Consider the following 16,414-nt stretch of genomic DNA (forward strand, 5'->3'; position numbering starts at 1 on the left):
CGGGTCTTCGGCGTCCATCACCTGGCAGTTGAAGAACGGGATCTCGTCGTTCGTGGTCGTAATATCCGAGTAGTCGAGCCGCCACATCGGGAACGGGACCCGGACGATCCCGGTCGTCCCCGACCACTGGCCGTCGATCGTCGCGTAGGTCACCCACCGGGTGACGCCGGGTGCGGTTCCTGCCGGTGGGACGGTCATGTTCAGGCGGTTCTTTTCGGTCGGGATCTGGTAGGTCCCGGGGTCGACGAACCCGATCTCACGCGGCTTCCCGTCCCAGGTAGGGACCGGGGTGGGTGTCGGCACCGTGGTCGCCGGGGGAATCGTGGGCGTCCACGCCGGGGTGACCGCCGGCTCCGGCTCCCCGGCACCCCATAACCCCGGCAGTTCGCCGGTCGCTGCCGGCTTGATGACCAGGGCCAGCACGAGGACGACCGCGATTGCCAGAACGACATAGAGGAAATCCTGTTTCTTCGTCATACCCGGTCCCTTTCAGTTGAAACCCGCCTGTGCGGCACCCCCTGCCCCTCGCCCTCCAGCAACGGAAAAATACAGAATTTTTCCCGCGGGGAAACGATTTTTCCACAAATGAGGGTCTGGCCGCACAGTATTTCGGCTATAGGTATCGTTGCACCTCCGGCTACAAATACTTGCCTGATCCCGATGGCGGCCGATAAATGGAGGATTAGACGGACCTGTTACCCTAATGGGCATGTCTTACATCCCCCTTCAATTGAATAACCTTTTATACAGGTTTACGCATATACTCCAAAGAACCGAATTAGTCTGGATGAGGCGCTCATTCGGACTCCGGTAACAGGAGGAAACGTTTTATGAGTAAATTGGTGAAAAACGAAGATGCATTCACCGGGCTTGAGGCGGCGATCGTTCTGATTGCGTTCATCGTCGTGGCCGCGGTCTTCTCGTACGTGGTGCTCGGCGCCGGCTTCTTCACGACCCAGAAGAGCCAGGAGGTCGTCCACACCGGTGTGGCGCAGGCGAGCTCGAACCTGGAAGTGTCAGGACCCGTCATCATAGAGGGAGGGGCAGGCAACAACGTGTCGACGATTACGTTCTATCTTCAGCTGGCGGCCGGCGGATCGCCGATCGACATGAACAAGACGACCTATGCTGTCTCGACCAAAGGTGCCCTGAAAACCTACACGAATCAGACGGTCACCACGAGCTGGTATAAGGACGGCGGCGTAGAGGGCAGTCCGAACAATCTCCTCGAGAGGTTCGAGTTCGTAAAGGTCACCATCAGTAGCCTGCCAGACATCGGCATCAATGACAAGTTCATCGTCGAGATTCGGCCTGATCAGGGTGCGTCTTACCCGCTCGAGCGCAACGCCCCGTCGAGCCTGGCGGATGGTCATTTCTACGAGGTCTACTGAGGAGGGTGATGTAAATGAAGAAACAGTTCAACGATAATGCATTCACCGGGCTTGAGGCGGCGATCGTGCTCATCGCGTTCATCGTCGTGGCCGCGGTCTTCTCGTACGTGGTGCTCGGCGCCGGCTTCTTCACGACCCAGAAGAGCCAGGAGGTCGTCCACACCGGTGTATCTCAGGCGAGTTCCAGCATGGAGATCGTCGGCAACGTCTATGGAATCGGCTCTGGCGGCACTCACCTGACCAACATCACGTTCGTTGTTGGGAACACCGCCGGCGGAACGCCGATCGATGTACAGCAGATGGTCATCACGTACGTGAACGAAACGAATCACGAGGTAATTACCTATAATGAGACTGCTGACCCCGCGACAGACAACACCTGGAAAGTCCAGGCCCGGTACAACGCCAACGGCGACCTGCTCCTTGAACCAGGCGAGCAGTTCGAACTCAATGTTCACGTTATGAATCCGATCCCGAACACCCCGTTCACCGTAAACCTGCAGCCGGCTGCCGGTGCCGTCTACCCCATCCATAAGACGGTCCCACCTGCCATAGATACGGTTAACGTACTCTACTAACCCTTTTTTTTAAGCACCGAGACGCTCGCGGCCGGTTCGGCCGGCGATGTCTTCCCGGCACCTCTGGAACAGGCGCCCCTCTTCCTATCAAAGACATTTCGGGAGGCCTGCCTTGCACAGTCGCTGCAGACCGATATACACCAACAGTTAACGCCCCTGTCAGGCCAGGTTTTGTCAGGTTGGCATCGCTTTGATACGTATGAATGTTCGGAGGCGAGTCCTATCCGCATCGGTCAGGACGGCCCCCTGCAGGTTTACCGTTGAAGAAGAGAATCACCGGTTACAGCTGGTTGGAGCGGGCCGGTGCAAAGATGTTACCACACCACCCGGCCACAACCACTGATACCAGCGGCCCGTACCCCGAACAAGTCTTTCACAACGTTTAGAAGGCGGCAAGGCGTCCGGAAAACCGGTATCAACACGAGCAACTTTTATTAACCTTGAGATTGATATGATTTAATATTATGGTGGGGGTAGATCAGGCTCAAATCGATAAAATACTCTCCGGCGCGTCCTCCGAGGACCCGGAGGCCCGTCTCGAGACGCTCGAGAAGGAACTGGACTTCGTAAAGACTTCGATCAAGCGGCTGCTCATCGATCTCCGGGAGCGGATGAACGAACTGGACAACCCGTTCACCACCGCCGCCGCATCCTACGCAGGGAACAGGTTCGAGCCGCCGGACCCTGCCGGGGATGCTGCTGGTGAGGGCGATAAGGAGCCCGAGCATGACAGCGCATCCGCCGGCATGAGCGGTCAGCCGAAAAATCCGGTCCAGGAGAGCCTCGAACAGGACAGCGGACTCTTCCCGGCCGACCTTCGAGCGGCCCAGCTCTCCCCGGGCGTTCAGCTCCCATCGGGCGCCCAGTTCCCCCCGGCCGACATGCTTCCTCCCGTGCAGGCAAAACCCGCGGGAAAACTCAAACTGCAGAAGGTCCACCGGCTCTTTGAGTGGGTGCACCAGGGATGCAGGAAGTACGGGCACGAACACATGGCGATCATGATCGACGCCTACCAGTCCATGGGCTATATCGATGAGGATGTCTCCGACCAGATTCACGATATCATGCGGATGGCCCCCGAGACCCCGGGCGACTTCCGGGATATCGGCCCGAACGAGTTCGTTTCTGAACTCTACGTCCTGAACCGGATCCTCGACCCCGACGACTCAACGCTCGATCGGGACATGATCGAGGTGCTGATGCTCGCCCCCCGTCGCCCCGGAGACCGCAACGCAGAGAAGACATCATCAGAGGAGCAAGACGCCGGCGATACCTGGATCGAGTTGCTGGACAGGATATGATGAATGTCGAGCGAAACCTTCACCACAGCGATGTTCCTTATCGCCGCCATCATATCGGCCGGCGTCCTCATTAACGCAGTCTTCCCGGTGATCTATACCCTTTCGGGTACGATCTCGTCATCCTCACACAAGGTGGATGAACGGTTGAGCACGGACGTGAAGATCGTCACGACCTACGCCAGCGGCGGGAACGACACCGCCCGGATCTGGTTAAAAAACATCGGCGCCGGCAGGATCGCCGATGCCGACGTACAGAAGGCCGACGTCTTCCTCGGGGGGCAGGGCGACTTCATCCGGCTAACGCGGGCGGCGGTGCTCGCCGAAGGAACCTGGACTTACGAGATCCTCGAGGACTCAAACAACTACTGGGACCCCGGCGAGACCCTTTATGTCGAGGCACAGACCGTAAAGATTCCCGCCAAGGAGGGAATCGTCTACTTCCAGTTCGTCCTCCCCTCGGGGCTCATCCGGTCGACCACCTTCACCGCGAGTGATTAGCCATGAGTGCGGGACCCCTCGTCGCATCCGGAGTCGGCATCCTCCTCCTGGTCGCCACCGCCTATGTCCTGATCGGCGGCACCCTCGCCACCACGGAGGTGATGGTCGAAGCGCAGAGCAACCTCGCTACCTACCAGGAAGCCAAGATGCGGACGGCGATCGCGATCCAGAACACGACAATCGCCGACGGAGCCCTCTACGTCGAGGTGATGAACACCGGGAGCGAACCAGTCGTCGATATAGCGTCCATCGACGTCTACATCCAGAGCGGGGGCGTTCCGGTCTACATCCCCTACCGGGACGGCGCGAACCACTGGGACAGAGTTGGCATAGCGCCGGACGAGGTCCACCCCGGCGAACTCGACCCCGGCGAGACCCTCAACCTCTCCGTCACGTACGAAGAAGGCGTCGACCCCACGTGGGTCCAGGTCGTCACCGGAAACGGGGTCTCCAGTTCAGCATACATCCAGGTGACTTAGCATGGCTACAGGCGAAGACACAGACAGCAGTATTCTCGGGATGCCCGACAAGACGATCCTCTCGACAGGGAACTCCGAACTCGACAAGAAGATCGCCGACGGCCTTCCGCTCCAGTCGCTCACGCTCATCGAGGGCGAAAACGACACCGGAAAGAGCGTGCTCACCCAGCAGATCGTCTGGGGTGCCATGAAACAGGGATTCAACGTCGACATCTTCTCGACGGAGAACACGAGCAAGAGTTTCCTCACCCAGATGGAGTCGATGAGCCTCGATATCTCAGAGTACTTCGCCTGGGGCTACCTCCGGGTCTTCCCCATGCACGTCGTCGGGTTCGAGTGGACGAAAGAGAAGATGCAGGGGACGCTCGAGCGGATGATCCACTTCATAGAGCAGAGCAAGGCAGACGTGATCGTCATCGACTCGCTCACCCTCTTCACCGAGTACGCAAAGCAGGACACCGTCCTCACGTTCTTCACGAACTGCAAGAACCTCGTCGACCACGGCAAGACCATCCTGATCACCCTGCACACCTACGCCTTCGTCGAGGACTCCCTTGTCCGCATCCGCTCGATCTGCGACGCCCACCTCTTCATGAAGAAGGCGCTCGTCGGCGGCAAGTACGTCATGATGCTCGAGGTCGTCAAGGTCCGCGGCGCACGAAAGACCACCGGGAATATCATCAGTTTCGAGGTCCACCCCGGGTACGGCATCAAGATCATCCCGGTATCGGTCGCGAAGGTGTAAGAAATGGGATCGGCGCTGGAAGCAACGGTGACGCTCCCCTTCGAGCCCGAGTTCATCGACGAGGGGAACGACTGTTACAACAATGTGGAGTCCTGCGCCCTCTACCGGATGCTCCCGGCAAACGCCCGGGACTACGTCAAAGCGAGCCCCCACCTTCTCGAGTACCTCCACATCCTCCCGGTCAACACCGTCGGTATCCCGCTCTTCCTCTCGGAGCTGAAGCGGGACTTAAAATCGATGGAGAACCCGAACATCATCTACCCGGTGAACGAGACAACGTTCGTCCACATCTTCCCGGATCCGAACGACGTCAGGAACTGGTACATCCCGATCGAACCGGCGTTCCTCCACTCCGTCAAAGAGATCCTCCCGGTGGTCGAGGAGAAACTGATCGATATGATCGATGCTCTCGAAGAGGAGCCGGTGACGGAAAAGGCGCGTATCGAGGTGCTGAAGAATTTCATCCGGCAGCTCGTCTACGTCCAGCGGCCGGGCGAGGTGATCGACGAGTCCCGGCTCGCCGGCGGGACGTCAAAAGACCTCAAACTCCGGATCAAGACGTTCCTCACCTCGGAGATCGGTGCGCCGGCAAAACCGCAGGCGCCAGGGCACCCCGCGCTCGCCGACGGGAGGGTCATCCTCTCGCAGCAGGAGTACAAGGCGCTCGAATACATGATAATCCGCGACAAGATCGAGATGGGGACCCTCAAACCGTTCCTCTCCGACCAGTATATCGAGGATATCACCTGCGACGGCGTCGGACCGATCTTCATCGAGCACAAGATCTTCAAAGGCCTGAAATCGGTCGTCGGGTTCCAGGACTCGCAGGAGCTCGATACCTTCGTCATCAAACTCGCCGAGCGGATCAAACGGCCGCTGACCTACAGGAGCCCCATCGTGGACGCAACCCTCCCCGACGGCTCGCGTATCAACATCGTCTACGGAACCGAGATCAGCAAGCACGGGAGCAACTTCACCATCCGTAAGGTGAATGAGGTCCCCCTGAGCATCCTGCAGGTTATCGAGAGCGGGGCATGCAACTACATGATGGCCGCCTACCTCTGGATCTGCCTCGAGTACGGGATGTCGATGTTCGTCTCCGGCGAGACGGCGAGCGGCAAGACGACGACCCTGAACGCGCTGACGACCTTCCTCCCGCCCGAAAACAAGATCGTCACCATCGAGGATACCCCGGAGCTGACGGTCCCCCACAGAAACTGGACCCGTGAGGTCGCGAAAGCCAAGGGGAAGGGCGAGGGCGATGGTTCGGAGATCACGATGTTCGACCTCCTGAAAGCCGCACTCCGTCAGCGCCCGAACCAGATCCTGGTCGGCGAGATCCGTGGCGTGGAAGGGTCCGTCGCCTTCTCCGCGATGCAGACCGGCCACCCGGTGATGAGCACATTCCACGCCGCGTCCGTCGAGAAACTGATCCAGCGTCTCTGCGGAGACCCGATCAGCATCCCGAAGACCTACGTCGACAACCTCAACCTGGTCATCATCCAGAGCGCCGTGAAACTTCCCCAGGGGGGGACCGTGCGGCGGATGCTCAGCGTCAACGAGCTCGTCGGCTACGACCCCGAGACCGAGGGGTTCTCCTTCATGGCGGCGTTCGTCTGGGACCCTGCCACCGACACCTTCACCTTCACCGGGAAAGGGAGCAGCTACCTTCTCGAGAACAAGATCGCAACGATGCTCGGCATTCCCGAGAACCGGCGGGCAGACATCTACGACGAAGTAGATAAACGCGCCAAAATTCTTGAGCGGCTCCATAAGGCCGGGTACACACAGTTCTGGGACCTCTTCCATATGACCACGAAGATCAAGAAGCAAGGACTGCTCACCATCGAGGTGTGACGTGTTTGAGGATGTAGCCGAGCGGGTGCGGACAGCGAACCAGGGGAAGATACCGTTCGAGGAGCAGGCTGCACGCCTCAACGACCTCCGGTCCTCCATCCTCGAGAACAAGAAGATGGAGCAGGACCTGCTCCTCATGTACACCTACATGGCCGCGATCACCACGGCGGCCGTGACCCGGCCCGAGATCTTCCAGTACACCTCCGAGCGGTTCGAATACATCCCGTCGCGCTACATCGCGAAGGTGCAGCGCCTGGTCGCCGGGTGGGGCCAGAGCTATGCCGGGGGGCTCCGGGCGGTCGCCGAGCGCTGCAGGAACGAAACCCTCCAGAACATGCTCAACCGCTACGCAAACTCCATCGATTCCGGCGTCCCGGACGACGACTTCATCGCCACGGAACTCTCGAGCATCCGGAGCATCTACCGGAACACGTTCGAGCAGGGGATCGAGCTCCTGAAAAAGTGGGGCGACGCCTACATCGCGATGCTCCTCTCCGGTGCCCTCGTCGCCATCATCATCATGATATCGGTGGCCATCTATGCTCCCGAAGGGATCGAGGCGGCACTGAACTCCTCTTACATGATCATCCTCGCCATATCGGTCTTCGGCCTCGTGATCATGTACCGGGCCGTCCCCGACGACCCCCGCACGCACGGCCTTCCCGGCACCTGCTCGAAAGAGCAGGGCATCGTCAGGAGACTGGAATTCCCCGTCGTGCTGGTCACCGCCATGATCGCACTGCTGCTCATCCTCGTCGGCGCCAACGCCGGTATCATCTTCCTGCTCGCCGGCCTGCTCCTGATGCCGCTCGGGGTCATCGGCTGCATCGACGACGCCAACGTCGTCAACCGGGACAACGACTTCTCCACGTTCATCCGGAGCCTGGGGTCGATAATGGGCGGGAAAGGGATCACCACCGGCGATGCGCTCCAGGAGGTGGACAGGAAGTCGCTGGTCCACCTGGAGCCGTACATCAACTCGGTCTCGTCGAAGCTGAACCTCGGACTCGATGAAGCCGGGAGCTGGAGGAAGTTCATCGGGGAGACCGGCAGTTACCTGATCTACAAGTACATGAACATCTTCCGGGACGCGGTCGCTCTCGGCGGGTCTCCCGACGAGATCGGGAAGATCGTCGGTTCGTCGATGCTCGAGCAGGTGCTGCTTCGGAGGAAGCGCGACATGATGGTGAAAGGATTTGTCGTCCTGCTCGTGCCGATGCACGGGGCAATGATTGCCATCTTCGTCTTCCTCTTCGAGATCCTCCTCGCCATGTCCAATGCCGTGACGGAGGTGATGGCCCATTTTGATGAGACCTCGGCAGCACTTACGGGAGGAACGTCCACGCTCGGCGGCTCGATGGCAACGTCCCTGAACATCTTCGTAGACTTCCCCGAAGACATTATGCGCACCTACGTGGTGACGATCCTCTTAATGCTGACCGTTGCAAATATGCTTGCAGGAAAGATTGTCATGGGCGGCGACCGATACCTGTACTACTTCTTCGCAAGCCTGCTTGCTGTGACGACCGGCATCATCTACATCGTTGCACCGATCGCCGTGAGCACATTCTTTACGATTCCGGCATTTGTGGAGGTGTGATGTGAGAGAAAACCTACGTCGTCCGCTTCTGTTCCTGATCACCGTCGTTACAGGGTCCCTGATCATCGTCTTCGACGCTCCTACCGAGGTCGTCGTCGCAGGCACCGTGCTCGCAGGATTCCTCGCGCTCGTCGTCACCGGGGCGCTCGACCTTGCAGAACTGAAACCCTCAAGGCTGCGCTCCGCGCTGCAGGAGCGAAAGGAGGAGAAGAGGCAACAGGCAGCTTCGGAAGCGGAAAAACCTGAAGAAGCGACAGGGAAATCATCTCTCGTCCGGAAACGCCCGTTCGCCGGGATCAACCTCTCCAGCCTCTCCGGCATGCTCGGAACCCTCGCGACATCGGTTCGGGAGACAATCACTCACACCCGTGCCCCTGAAAGCGAGAAGAAGAACCAGTTTGCAGAACTCGATGCCATGCTCGACCAGGCGGTCGGCGGCACGGTCCCCGATCCGTCCATAACCCCGACCCCGCCGAAGGCCGGCGGAGGCGCGGCCGATCCCCTTGCCTCGCTCGCGGATCTCGACCTCGACGCGCTCGAGGACATCGATCTCGACGGCGAAGCGTCCGGTCCCGGGACGATGTTCGAGTCCGACCAGATCTCCCTCCTCTCCGGGGAAGATGCAGACGCCATATCGGAGATCCTCAAGAGCCACCAGAGCGACCTCGAAGACCTCGAACTCGATGTCGATCTCGCCGAAGATACCGAAGATGCCGGCACCGCCCTTCCGCCGATAGACGCGGAGATCCCGGAACTGCCGGAAGGCGACGAGATGCCGGATATGAGCGCACTGAGCGAAGAACTCTCCGCACTCGACGACCTGGACCTCGATGAGGACGAGATCGAGATCGAAGGTGAGGAAGAGGAAGAAGAGGAGGTTGAGGCGGAAGAGCCCGTCCCGGACGAGGATCTCATCGGGGAGATCGAGGAGGAGCCGAAAGAAGATTTCGACATGGTCTCCTTTGCTTCCGGCGGCGCGGTCGACGACGACCTGATCAGCGAACTCAAGTCCGACGCCAAGAAGAAAAAGTTCGTGGAGGATGTCAGCCTGGTCCGCGAATTGAGAGGAGAGAAATACCATGCGAAAGACCTTGTGGCAGAGCTTGAGGATGTCCTCGCGGCGATGAAACCAGAACGATGACGGTCTTTAATGGAAAACAGTAGAGAGTGAGAAGATGAAATCGGTTCCGGTAAAGGTCGAGCACGAAGGAAAGTGGATCCCGACGACGATGGGCATCGGTGAGGACCGTTTCCGCATCGATACTCCCCTCGAGAGAGAGGTTCTCTACAAGTCCGTGGTCGATCTCGAGGCGAAGAAGAACCAGGTGGTGATCACCGCCGGTGCAGAGGGAGAATTCATCTACCGTATCGCGTCGGTTGAGAAGGTTCTCGCGGTCTTGAAGAAGTTTATCATCACGCAGGCCAGCGCCTACCGTTTGAACGCTTTCTTCATGTCACCCGCAATCCGCGGGGGGGTGCTCATCCAGAACGCTCAGTGGGAGAAAGGAGCGATCGCCGTCATGAAGACCGGCATCTGGTTCGTCAGCCAGGAGAACCAGGTCTGCATCCCCCTCGAGGATGTGACCGGCATCGAACTCACGTCCCGGGAGATCCAGGAAAAAGATCTCGATGTCGTGAAGATTGACCATCTCAGCGAGAACGAAGTCGTGACGAGTTTCGTCCTCTGCCCGATGACGACGCTTCAGGTCCTCTACAACTTCCTCAAGGAGGCAACACGCGACACCGAGGTCAATGAGGAGATTGATCCCCTGGCCGGACAGGTGGCCATGCTGGTCTACAGCGGGATGGATTCGAGTGCCATCGAAAACATGCTCAAACTCTCGCATAAAGACCTGGATGCCATCTACGAGAAACTCCTCGGCATGGGGCTTGCCGAAGTTCTCTACGTCAGGAAGGAAGTGCAACTAACCCCAAAAGGTGTCAGATATATCTCAGAGACAGTAAAATCACCAATGGAATAATAACATCATTTCTTCAAAACAAGAATACATATATAGTTTTTTTTGCCAAATAAACATTGAGTGGTGTTCGATGGGGAGAATCCTGATTGTCGACGATACGATGTTTATGAGAACGCTGCTGAAGAATATCCTCTTTTCCGGCGGGCACGACATCGTCGGTGAGGCGGCGGACGGGGCGGAGGCTCTTGCCAAATACCGGGAACTCAAGCCGGACCTCGTCACGATGGACGTTGTCATGCCGAATGTGAATGGAATCGAGGCTCTCAAAGCCATCAAGGCTGCCGACCCGGCGGCAAAAGTCATCATGTGCACGGCGGTCGGCCAGGAGCAGATGGTCAAACTCGCCGTCAAGAGCGGTGCGAGAGGCTATATCGTCAAACCGTTCCAGGCTCCAAAGGTTCTCGAAGAAGTCAAGAACGTCCTCAGTGCGTGACCATGATACGGGTTCTGATCGTCGACGATTCGCTCTTTATCCGGACGATCCTCCGGGATCTGCTTAAAGACAGCCCGGACATCGAGGTAGTCGGGACGGCGGTCAACGGCATTGATGCTCTCGGGAAGATATCTGAGCTGAAGCCCGATGTCGTCACCCTCGACATCGAGATGCCCCGTATGGGCGGTCTCGGCGTGCTCGAAGCGCTTCAAAAGGAGAGCACGAGGCCGAAGGTGATCGTCCTGAGCACGTTAACATCAAGGCAGGCCGATATGACCCACCGGGCGCTTCGGCTTGGTGCGGACGACTTCATGCTCAAACCGAAGGATGTCCCGAACGTCAGGGGCATCGAGCGAGAACTCGTCCAGAAGATCAGAAACCAGGTTCTGCTCCCGACGATTGTAAGGCCCCCTGCGGTCCGCCGGAAGGATGCGGAGGCGGTGGTGCTGATAGGATCTTCGGCCGGAGGACCACCGATGCTTGATACGCTCCTCTCTGCGCTCCCGCCGGATCTGCCGGCAGCGGTGATTGTCACCCAGCATATGCCCGAGGGGTTCACCGCATCGCTCGCCGAGCGCCTGAGCCGGATCTCGCCCCTGCCGGTGAAAGAGACAGAGAACGGAGAGAGCCTGCAGACCGCAACGGTCCTGGTTTCAAAGGCCGGGTTCCACACCGTCGTCTCGCGGGCCGTTTCAGGCACCGGGAGGAACCATGGGCGGGTCGTTCACTCGACCGCTCCCCGCCTGCACGCGGTCCGGCCTGCCGTCGACACGACCTTCACCTCCGCAGCGCACGTCTTCGGTCCACGCACCGTCTCCGTGCTCCTTTCGGGGATGGGGAACGACGGCGGCGAGGGGACTCTCGCGGTGAAGAACGCGGGCGGCACCACGATGGTATGCGCTGAAGAGGACTGTCTCGTATACGGGATGGCACGATCCGCCCTTGCCAGGAACTGTGTCGACCGGGTGGTGCCGCTCGGAGGTCTTGCACACGAGATCGCAACTGCAATCGGTCGGCTCGAGGTGAACTATGTTTGACGAAGAGGGATACCGGAAGCTGTTCGTTGAGGAGTCACGGGAGAATCACGAGAACATCGTGAACAATCTTCTTGCCCTTGAGAACGGGGAAGACCAGCATACAGCCATCGATGAGATCTTCCGCTCTGCGCATACGCTCAAGGGGATGTCCGCATCGATGGGCTTTGACGCGATGGAGCACCTCTGTCACTCGATGGAGGATGTCTTTTCACTCATCAGGAGCGGCCAGCGGGGAGTGACGGCGTCGCTCACCGACCTTCTGCTCACCTGCACCGATGCGATCGAGGGGATGCTGGATACGATCGAGGCCGGAGGAACCCCTTCCGACGAGCAGTCCGGGAGCCTGGTGCAGGAACTCCGGGCATTCACCGAAGAAGAATCCCCGGATGAGCCGACAGTATCTCACGATGCGCCCTCCCCCGAACCGGCGGGAAAGGCCGACGGCCGTCCGGTCTATACGTTAACGATCGCCATCGATCCGTCCAGTACCATGAAGGACATCCGGGCCATGCTGCTCCTGCAGAATCTCCAGGAGATCGGGACGATCCTCTCGACAAACCCCATGCAGGAACTCCTCGAGGACGGGAAATTCGACGGCCCGTTCGAGATTCTTATCGAGAGCGAGGCAGGCGAGGATGCACTCAGGACCGTCGCTTCAGGCACCGAGATCTCTCTTCTCGATCTCTCCGTCCCGCAATCCCCGCAGGCAATCTTCCCGGAGGCGAGCGAGGAGGCCCAAACGCCCGAACCGGACCTCGAACCGGAAGCTGCGGTGCCGTCGCCACAGGCGCAGAGGGTAGCGAAGAGCGAGAAAAGCCGGGAGATCAAGAATATCCGCGTCGATATCCAGCGGCTCGACCGGATGATGAACCTTGTGGAGGACCTGGTGATCAACCGCGGACGGCTGGAACTGATCGCGAAGAAACACGGTATCAAAGAGTTCGACGAGGCGCTCTCCATGGTCGGCCGTTCGGTCTCCGACCTCCAGAACCTCATGATGGGAATCCGGATGATGCCGCTCGAGCGCATCTTCAACCGCCTTCCCCGGGTCGTGCGGGATGTCGCAAACCACGACGGAAAGGAGGTCGAGTTCACCGTCGAGGGCGGCGAGACCGAACTCGACAGGAGTATGATGGACGGGCTCTCCGACCCGCTCCTGCATATCATCAGGAACGCGGTGAACCACGGCATCGAGACGCCGGAGATCCGTGAAGCCTGTGGAAAACCGCCGAAAGGGTCGCTGCGGCTGACAGCCCGCAGGGACAAGGACAACGTCATCATCGAGATCGAGGACGACGGTGCCGGCATCGATCCCGAGAGACTCCGGAAGAAGGCTGTCAGTAAAGGTCTCATGACGCCTGAAGCTGCGGCGAACGCAACAAAAGACGACCTTGTCAGCCTGCTCTTCGAGCCCGGGTTCAGCACGGCCGAGACGATCACCGACATCAGCGGGAGGGGTGTCGGGCTCGATGTGGTCAAAAAGACGATCGCATCGCTCAAGGGCACGATCAAGATCGAGACCGAGGTCGGCAGGGGAACGAAGTTCGAGCTGGTGCTGCCCCCGACGATGGCCATCATCGATGTCATGATGGTCCACATCAACGGGATGCGGTGTGCCATCCCCGTCAGCAACGTCGTCGAGGTGGCACAGACGAGGCCGGAGGCGATCCACCGGATCGGCAACAGCGAGGCGATCCTGCTCCGGGACCAGACCCTCCCCCTGCACCGTCTGGAGGATATGTTCGGCCGGACAGAGAAGAGCGACACGCTGGTCGTGCTGCAGAACGACGGCAGGAGATGCTGTATTAGCGTCGATACCGTGGACGGCCAGCAGGAGGTGGTGGTGAAACCGCTCTCCAGGATTGCAGGCAACTGCCGGGGGATCAGCGGGATCACCATCCCCGGGGATGGTGATGTCGTACCGGTACTCGATGTAAATACAATGATTTAGGAGAGATTTTTCATGGAGTTAGATCCGATTCAGATGGATGCGCTGGCAGAGTTTGGAAATATCGGTGCAGCACACGCGGCAACGACCCTGTCGCAGATGTTGATGAGCCCGATCGAGATGACGGTGCCGGAGGTGCAGGCCGTCGATATCGCCCGGCTACACCATTATATCAGCAACGAGATATCGGCCGTGGTCGTCTTCCAGATCCAGGGGGAGGTCGCGGACGGGGGATATATCGTCGTCAGCATGCCCCGGGAGACCATCATCCAGCTGACGAACCAGATGCTCGGCACCACCGATACCGACCGTGAGATCAACGAGATGGACCAGAGCGCTGCAATCGAGATCGGGAACATCATGATCTCGGCGTTCCTCGATGCGACCGCCGAACTGCTTGGTATCGTCATGCTGCCGTCTCCCCCGGCGCTGGCCATCGATATGGCGCATGCCGCCTTCGAATCCGTCATCGCGCAGATGGCCGGCGACGTGAACGATGTCCTGATCTTCAACACCGAGCTCACGAGCCAGGCGCCGCCCGTCTACGGGGGTATCTACCTGCTTCCGAACGCCGAACTCATGCGACAGTTATTCCAGATGCTGGAACGCCTGATGGAGCCACTCCCATAGCCTGCCTCCGGGATACCATGGAGAACAATTTTTTTGGTGAAGAAACGGCCGTAATCCTTGGCATGGGCGAACTCACGGTCGGGAAATGCCCGATGGGGACGATAGGGCTTGGTTCCTGCATCGCGCTCATCCTGCACGACCGGCGGAAATCTCTTGCCGGGCTTGCCCACATCATGCTCCCTGAAAGCCGCGGGAACACCGATCGTCCCGGCAAGTTTGCCGATACTGCCCTGAACGCCCTCCTCGAGGAGATGGAGGAGTTCGGGAGCACGAAGTTCTCGATCGCCGCAATCGTCGTCGGCGGTGCGAGCATGTTTGAGTATTCGGCGAGTTCCTTAAATATCGGCGAACGAAACGCTGCCGCAGTGAAGGACCTGCTGAACGCACAGGGCATCAGGATCGAACATGAGGAGACCGGCGGAAAGGTCGGGCGATCCGTGTATTACTGGCCGGAGGGGAAGGGCCGTCTCATCATCAAGAGGGCGGACGGGACATGCAGCGCGCTCTGATCCTCTTTGTGGCCGCGGCATCCCTTTTCATCCCACTTTCGTCGGCTCTTTACGTCGAAGTGCCCGATTACAACTCAGGCATCGCATCCGACGGCGTCCATGACACCATCAACGGCCGGTACGGGGACGTCATCTTTGCGACAGACAGCGGGATCTCCGTGTACACGGCAAACGGCACCTGGTATTCCGTCAATGCAAGGAACCCCGGGGAGACGGCCTACGGTATGCTGGCGCCTCTCGAAACCATGGTGACCGCGGTTGCCCTCGACGCGGATGGTCATCTCTGGATAGGGTATCCGGGCGGGCTGCAGATCGGGGACGGGACGGGTTACCGCGCCATCCAGGATCTGGATTTCCTCAAGAACCTCAACATCAACTGCATCGCGCGGTGGGGGAACGAGATGTGGATTGCCACCGGCCGGGCGGGCCTCCACCGCTGCCATGGCAGTGACTGGACGTGGTATAAGCCGCTCGGGCCCGAAGGCCTCGGGAGTTATACCGTTGTGAGCATGGCGGTCGATGCCGCGAGCGATGCGCTTGTCATCGGGTCGGAGAGCGACGGGGTCCGGGTGCTCAAGAATCGGACGGGGGAGGTCCGCTTCGAGCAGGTCACCTGCCGCGGCGATTCGCTTCGCGGGATCTCCGAAGTGCGAACCGATCCGTTCGGGGGCGTGTACCTCTTCAACAGCACGACGGTCCTCCGGTACGTTCCTGACGAAGGGGTTACCCCGGTTCTCGGCGCCGGGAACCTGAGCACGTTCCCGGTCACGATCAACGATGTCGCGGCAACACCGGAAGGGATGCTGCTTATTGCGTCCGATAACGGGATATATGGGTGGAATGCGTCGGGTGTCGCCCTGCATCTCACATCGGGGGACGGCCTTCGCTCGAACTTTGTCAAGAAACTCTTCGTCGATGCCGCCGGGCGGTGCTGGTTCGTCGTTCCCGGGAACGTGGGCTACGTCCCGCCGACGACGGGATCCGCCACCCTCGATCTCTCCGCCGTCCCGGTGCCGACACCGGTGGTGACCGAGACGCCCCTCCCTCAAACTCCGGCGCCGGTGGAGACGTCCGGAGAGCCTGCCGGGCTGTTTGACGGGGTTTGGGCTTTCTTTGAGAGGTTGATCGGTGCGGTGAGCTCCGGGTGAACAGGGTTTAAGAGTGGTCCCCTCAAGCACAATTTGGAGACCTTGAGTCCCTCTCCTGTATCTACCCTACGGAGATCATACTTCCATTACGGTCTCAAAATTCAGTTCCTAGATCAAGAGAATTCCCTTTGATAGCACCGAGCACGGATTTCGTGAGGATATCGCCGGGAAGGGGGAATACTCCCCCCTCGAAACTCTTCGAGTTTCTCATGCTCACTCCGTTCGCACCTCGCACCTATCGGTGCTCAAGCTCGCTACGCTCGCACTCCCCGTCAGCC

The 16,414-nt window shown here is 59.5% G+C and carries 17 protein-coding genes; 16 read left to right on the forward strand and 1 reads right to left on the reverse strand.

Features of this window, described 5'->3' with window-relative positions; genetic code table 11:
• On the reverse strand, positions 1–477 hold a 477-nt coding region (locus tag BRA62_RS07865), incomplete at its 3' end, for a hypothetical protein (RefSeq protein ID WP_292366017.1).
• A 365-nt stretch (positions 478–842) separates the two neighbouring features.
• Between BRA62_RS07865 and BRA62_RS07870 the strand changes: the two genes are divergently transcribed.
• The 16 genes from BRA62_RS07870 to BRA62_RS07945 all read left to right on the forward strand — a co-directional run bounded on the left by BRA62_RS07870 (position 843) and on the right by BRA62_RS07945 (position 16,136).
• Entirely contained in the window at positions 843–1,391 is a 549-nt protein-coding gene (locus tag BRA62_RS07870; RefSeq protein ID WP_394339994.1) for an archaellin/type IV pilin N-terminal domain-containing protein, read from the forward strand.
• Between the two features lie 14 nt (positions 1,392–1,405).
• Positions 1,406–1,969: a flagellin gene (locus BRA62_RS07875; protein WP_292366019.1), complete on the forward strand. Its 564-nt coding sequence runs from the start codon at positions 1,406–1,408 to the stop codon at positions 1,967–1,969.
• 464 nt (positions 1,970–2,433) lie between these two features.
• A complete protein-coding gene (locus BRA62_RS07880; RefSeq protein ID WP_292366020.1) occupies positions 2,434–3,270 on the forward strand; it encodes a FlaD/FlaE family flagellar protein in 837 nt (278 codons plus the stop codon).
• 3 nt (positions 3,271–3,273) lie between these two features.
• Positions 3,274–3,768 carry a flagellin gene (locus BRA62_RS07885; RefSeq protein ID WP_292366021.1) on the forward strand — a complete coding sequence of 165 codons (495 nt, stop codon included), beginning with the start codon at positions 3,274–3,276 and terminating at the stop codon, positions 3,766–3,768.
• Between the two features lie 2 nt (positions 3,769–3,770).
• Complete coding sequence (locus BRA62_RS07890) at positions 3,771–4,247, forward strand: flagellar protein FlaF (RefSeq protein ID WP_292366022.1); 477 nt, start codon at positions 3,771–3,773, stop codon at positions 4,245–4,247.
• A gap of 1 nt (position 4,248) precedes the next feature.
• Entirely contained in the window at positions 4,249–4,992 is a 744-nt protein-coding gene (locus BRA62_RS07895; RefSeq protein WP_292366023.1) for an ATPase domain-containing protein, read from the forward strand.
• A 3-nt stretch (positions 4,993–4,995) separates the two neighbouring features.
• Positions 4,996–6,849, forward strand: a complete 1,854-nt coding sequence (locus BRA62_RS07900) for a type II/IV secretion system ATPase subunit (protein WP_292366024.1) — start codon at positions 4,996–4,998, stop codon at positions 6,847–6,849.
• A 1-nt stretch (position 6,850) separates the two neighbouring features.
• Entirely contained in the window at positions 6,851–8,449 is a 1,599-nt protein-coding gene (flaJ, locus tag BRA62_RS07905; protein ID WP_292366025.1) for an archaellar assembly protein FlaJ, read from the forward strand.
• Between the two features lies 1 nt (position 8,450).
• Complete coding sequence (locus BRA62_RS07910; RefSeq protein WP_292366026.1) at positions 8,451–9,590, forward strand: hypothetical protein; 1,140 nt, start codon at positions 8,451–8,453, stop codon at positions 9,588–9,590.
• 34 nt (positions 9,591–9,624) lie between these two features.
• Positions 9,625–10,431, forward strand: coding sequence for a CheF family chemotaxis protein (locus tag BRA62_RS07915; protein WP_292366027.1), 807 nt, complete (start codon positions 9,625–9,627; stop codon positions 10,429–10,431).
• A gap of 70 nt (positions 10,432–10,501) precedes the next feature.
• Positions 10,502–10,864 (forward strand): response regulator, encoded by a 363-nt coding sequence (locus tag BRA62_RS07920; protein WP_292366028.1) that lies wholly within the window; start codon positions 10,502–10,504, stop codon positions 10,862–10,864.
• 2 nt (positions 10,865–10,866) lie between these two features.
• Complete coding sequence (gene cheB, locus BRA62_RS07925; protein WP_292366029.1) at positions 10,867–11,901, forward strand: chemotaxis-specific protein-glutamate methyltransferase CheB; 1,035 nt, start codon at positions 10,867–10,869, stop codon at positions 11,899–11,901.
• Positions 11,894–13,852, forward strand: coding sequence for a chemotaxis protein CheA (locus BRA62_RS07930; RefSeq protein WP_292366030.1), 1,959 nt, complete (start codon positions 11,894–11,896; stop codon positions 13,850–13,852). The genes cheB and BRA62_RS07930 overlap by 8 nt, the downstream gene beginning before the upstream one ends.
• Positions 13,853–13,864: 12 nt before the next feature.
• Positions 13,865–14,479, forward strand: a complete 615-nt coding sequence (locus tag BRA62_RS07935) for a chemotaxis protein CheC (RefSeq protein WP_292366031.1) — start codon at positions 13,865–13,867, stop codon at positions 14,477–14,479.
• A 62-nt stretch (positions 14,480–14,541) separates the two neighbouring features.
• Positions 14,542–14,988: a chemotaxis protein CheD gene (locus BRA62_RS07940; RefSeq protein WP_331519693.1), complete on the forward strand. Its 447-nt coding sequence runs from the start codon at positions 14,542–14,544 to the stop codon at positions 14,986–14,988.
• Positions 14,973–16,136, forward strand: coding sequence for a hypothetical protein (locus tag BRA62_RS07945; protein WP_292366033.1), 1,164 nt, complete (start codon positions 14,973–14,975; stop codon positions 16,134–16,136). The genes BRA62_RS07940 and BRA62_RS07945 overlap by 16 nt, the downstream gene beginning before the upstream one ends.
• The last annotated feature ends 278 nt before the right edge of the window (positions 16,137–16,414 follow it).

The organism is Methanoculleus sp. UBA208, from assembly GCF_002498065.1.
In the GTDB taxonomy this organism is placed as follows: Archaea; Halobacteriota; Methanomicrobia; order Methanomicrobiales; family Methanoculleaceae; genus Methanoculleus.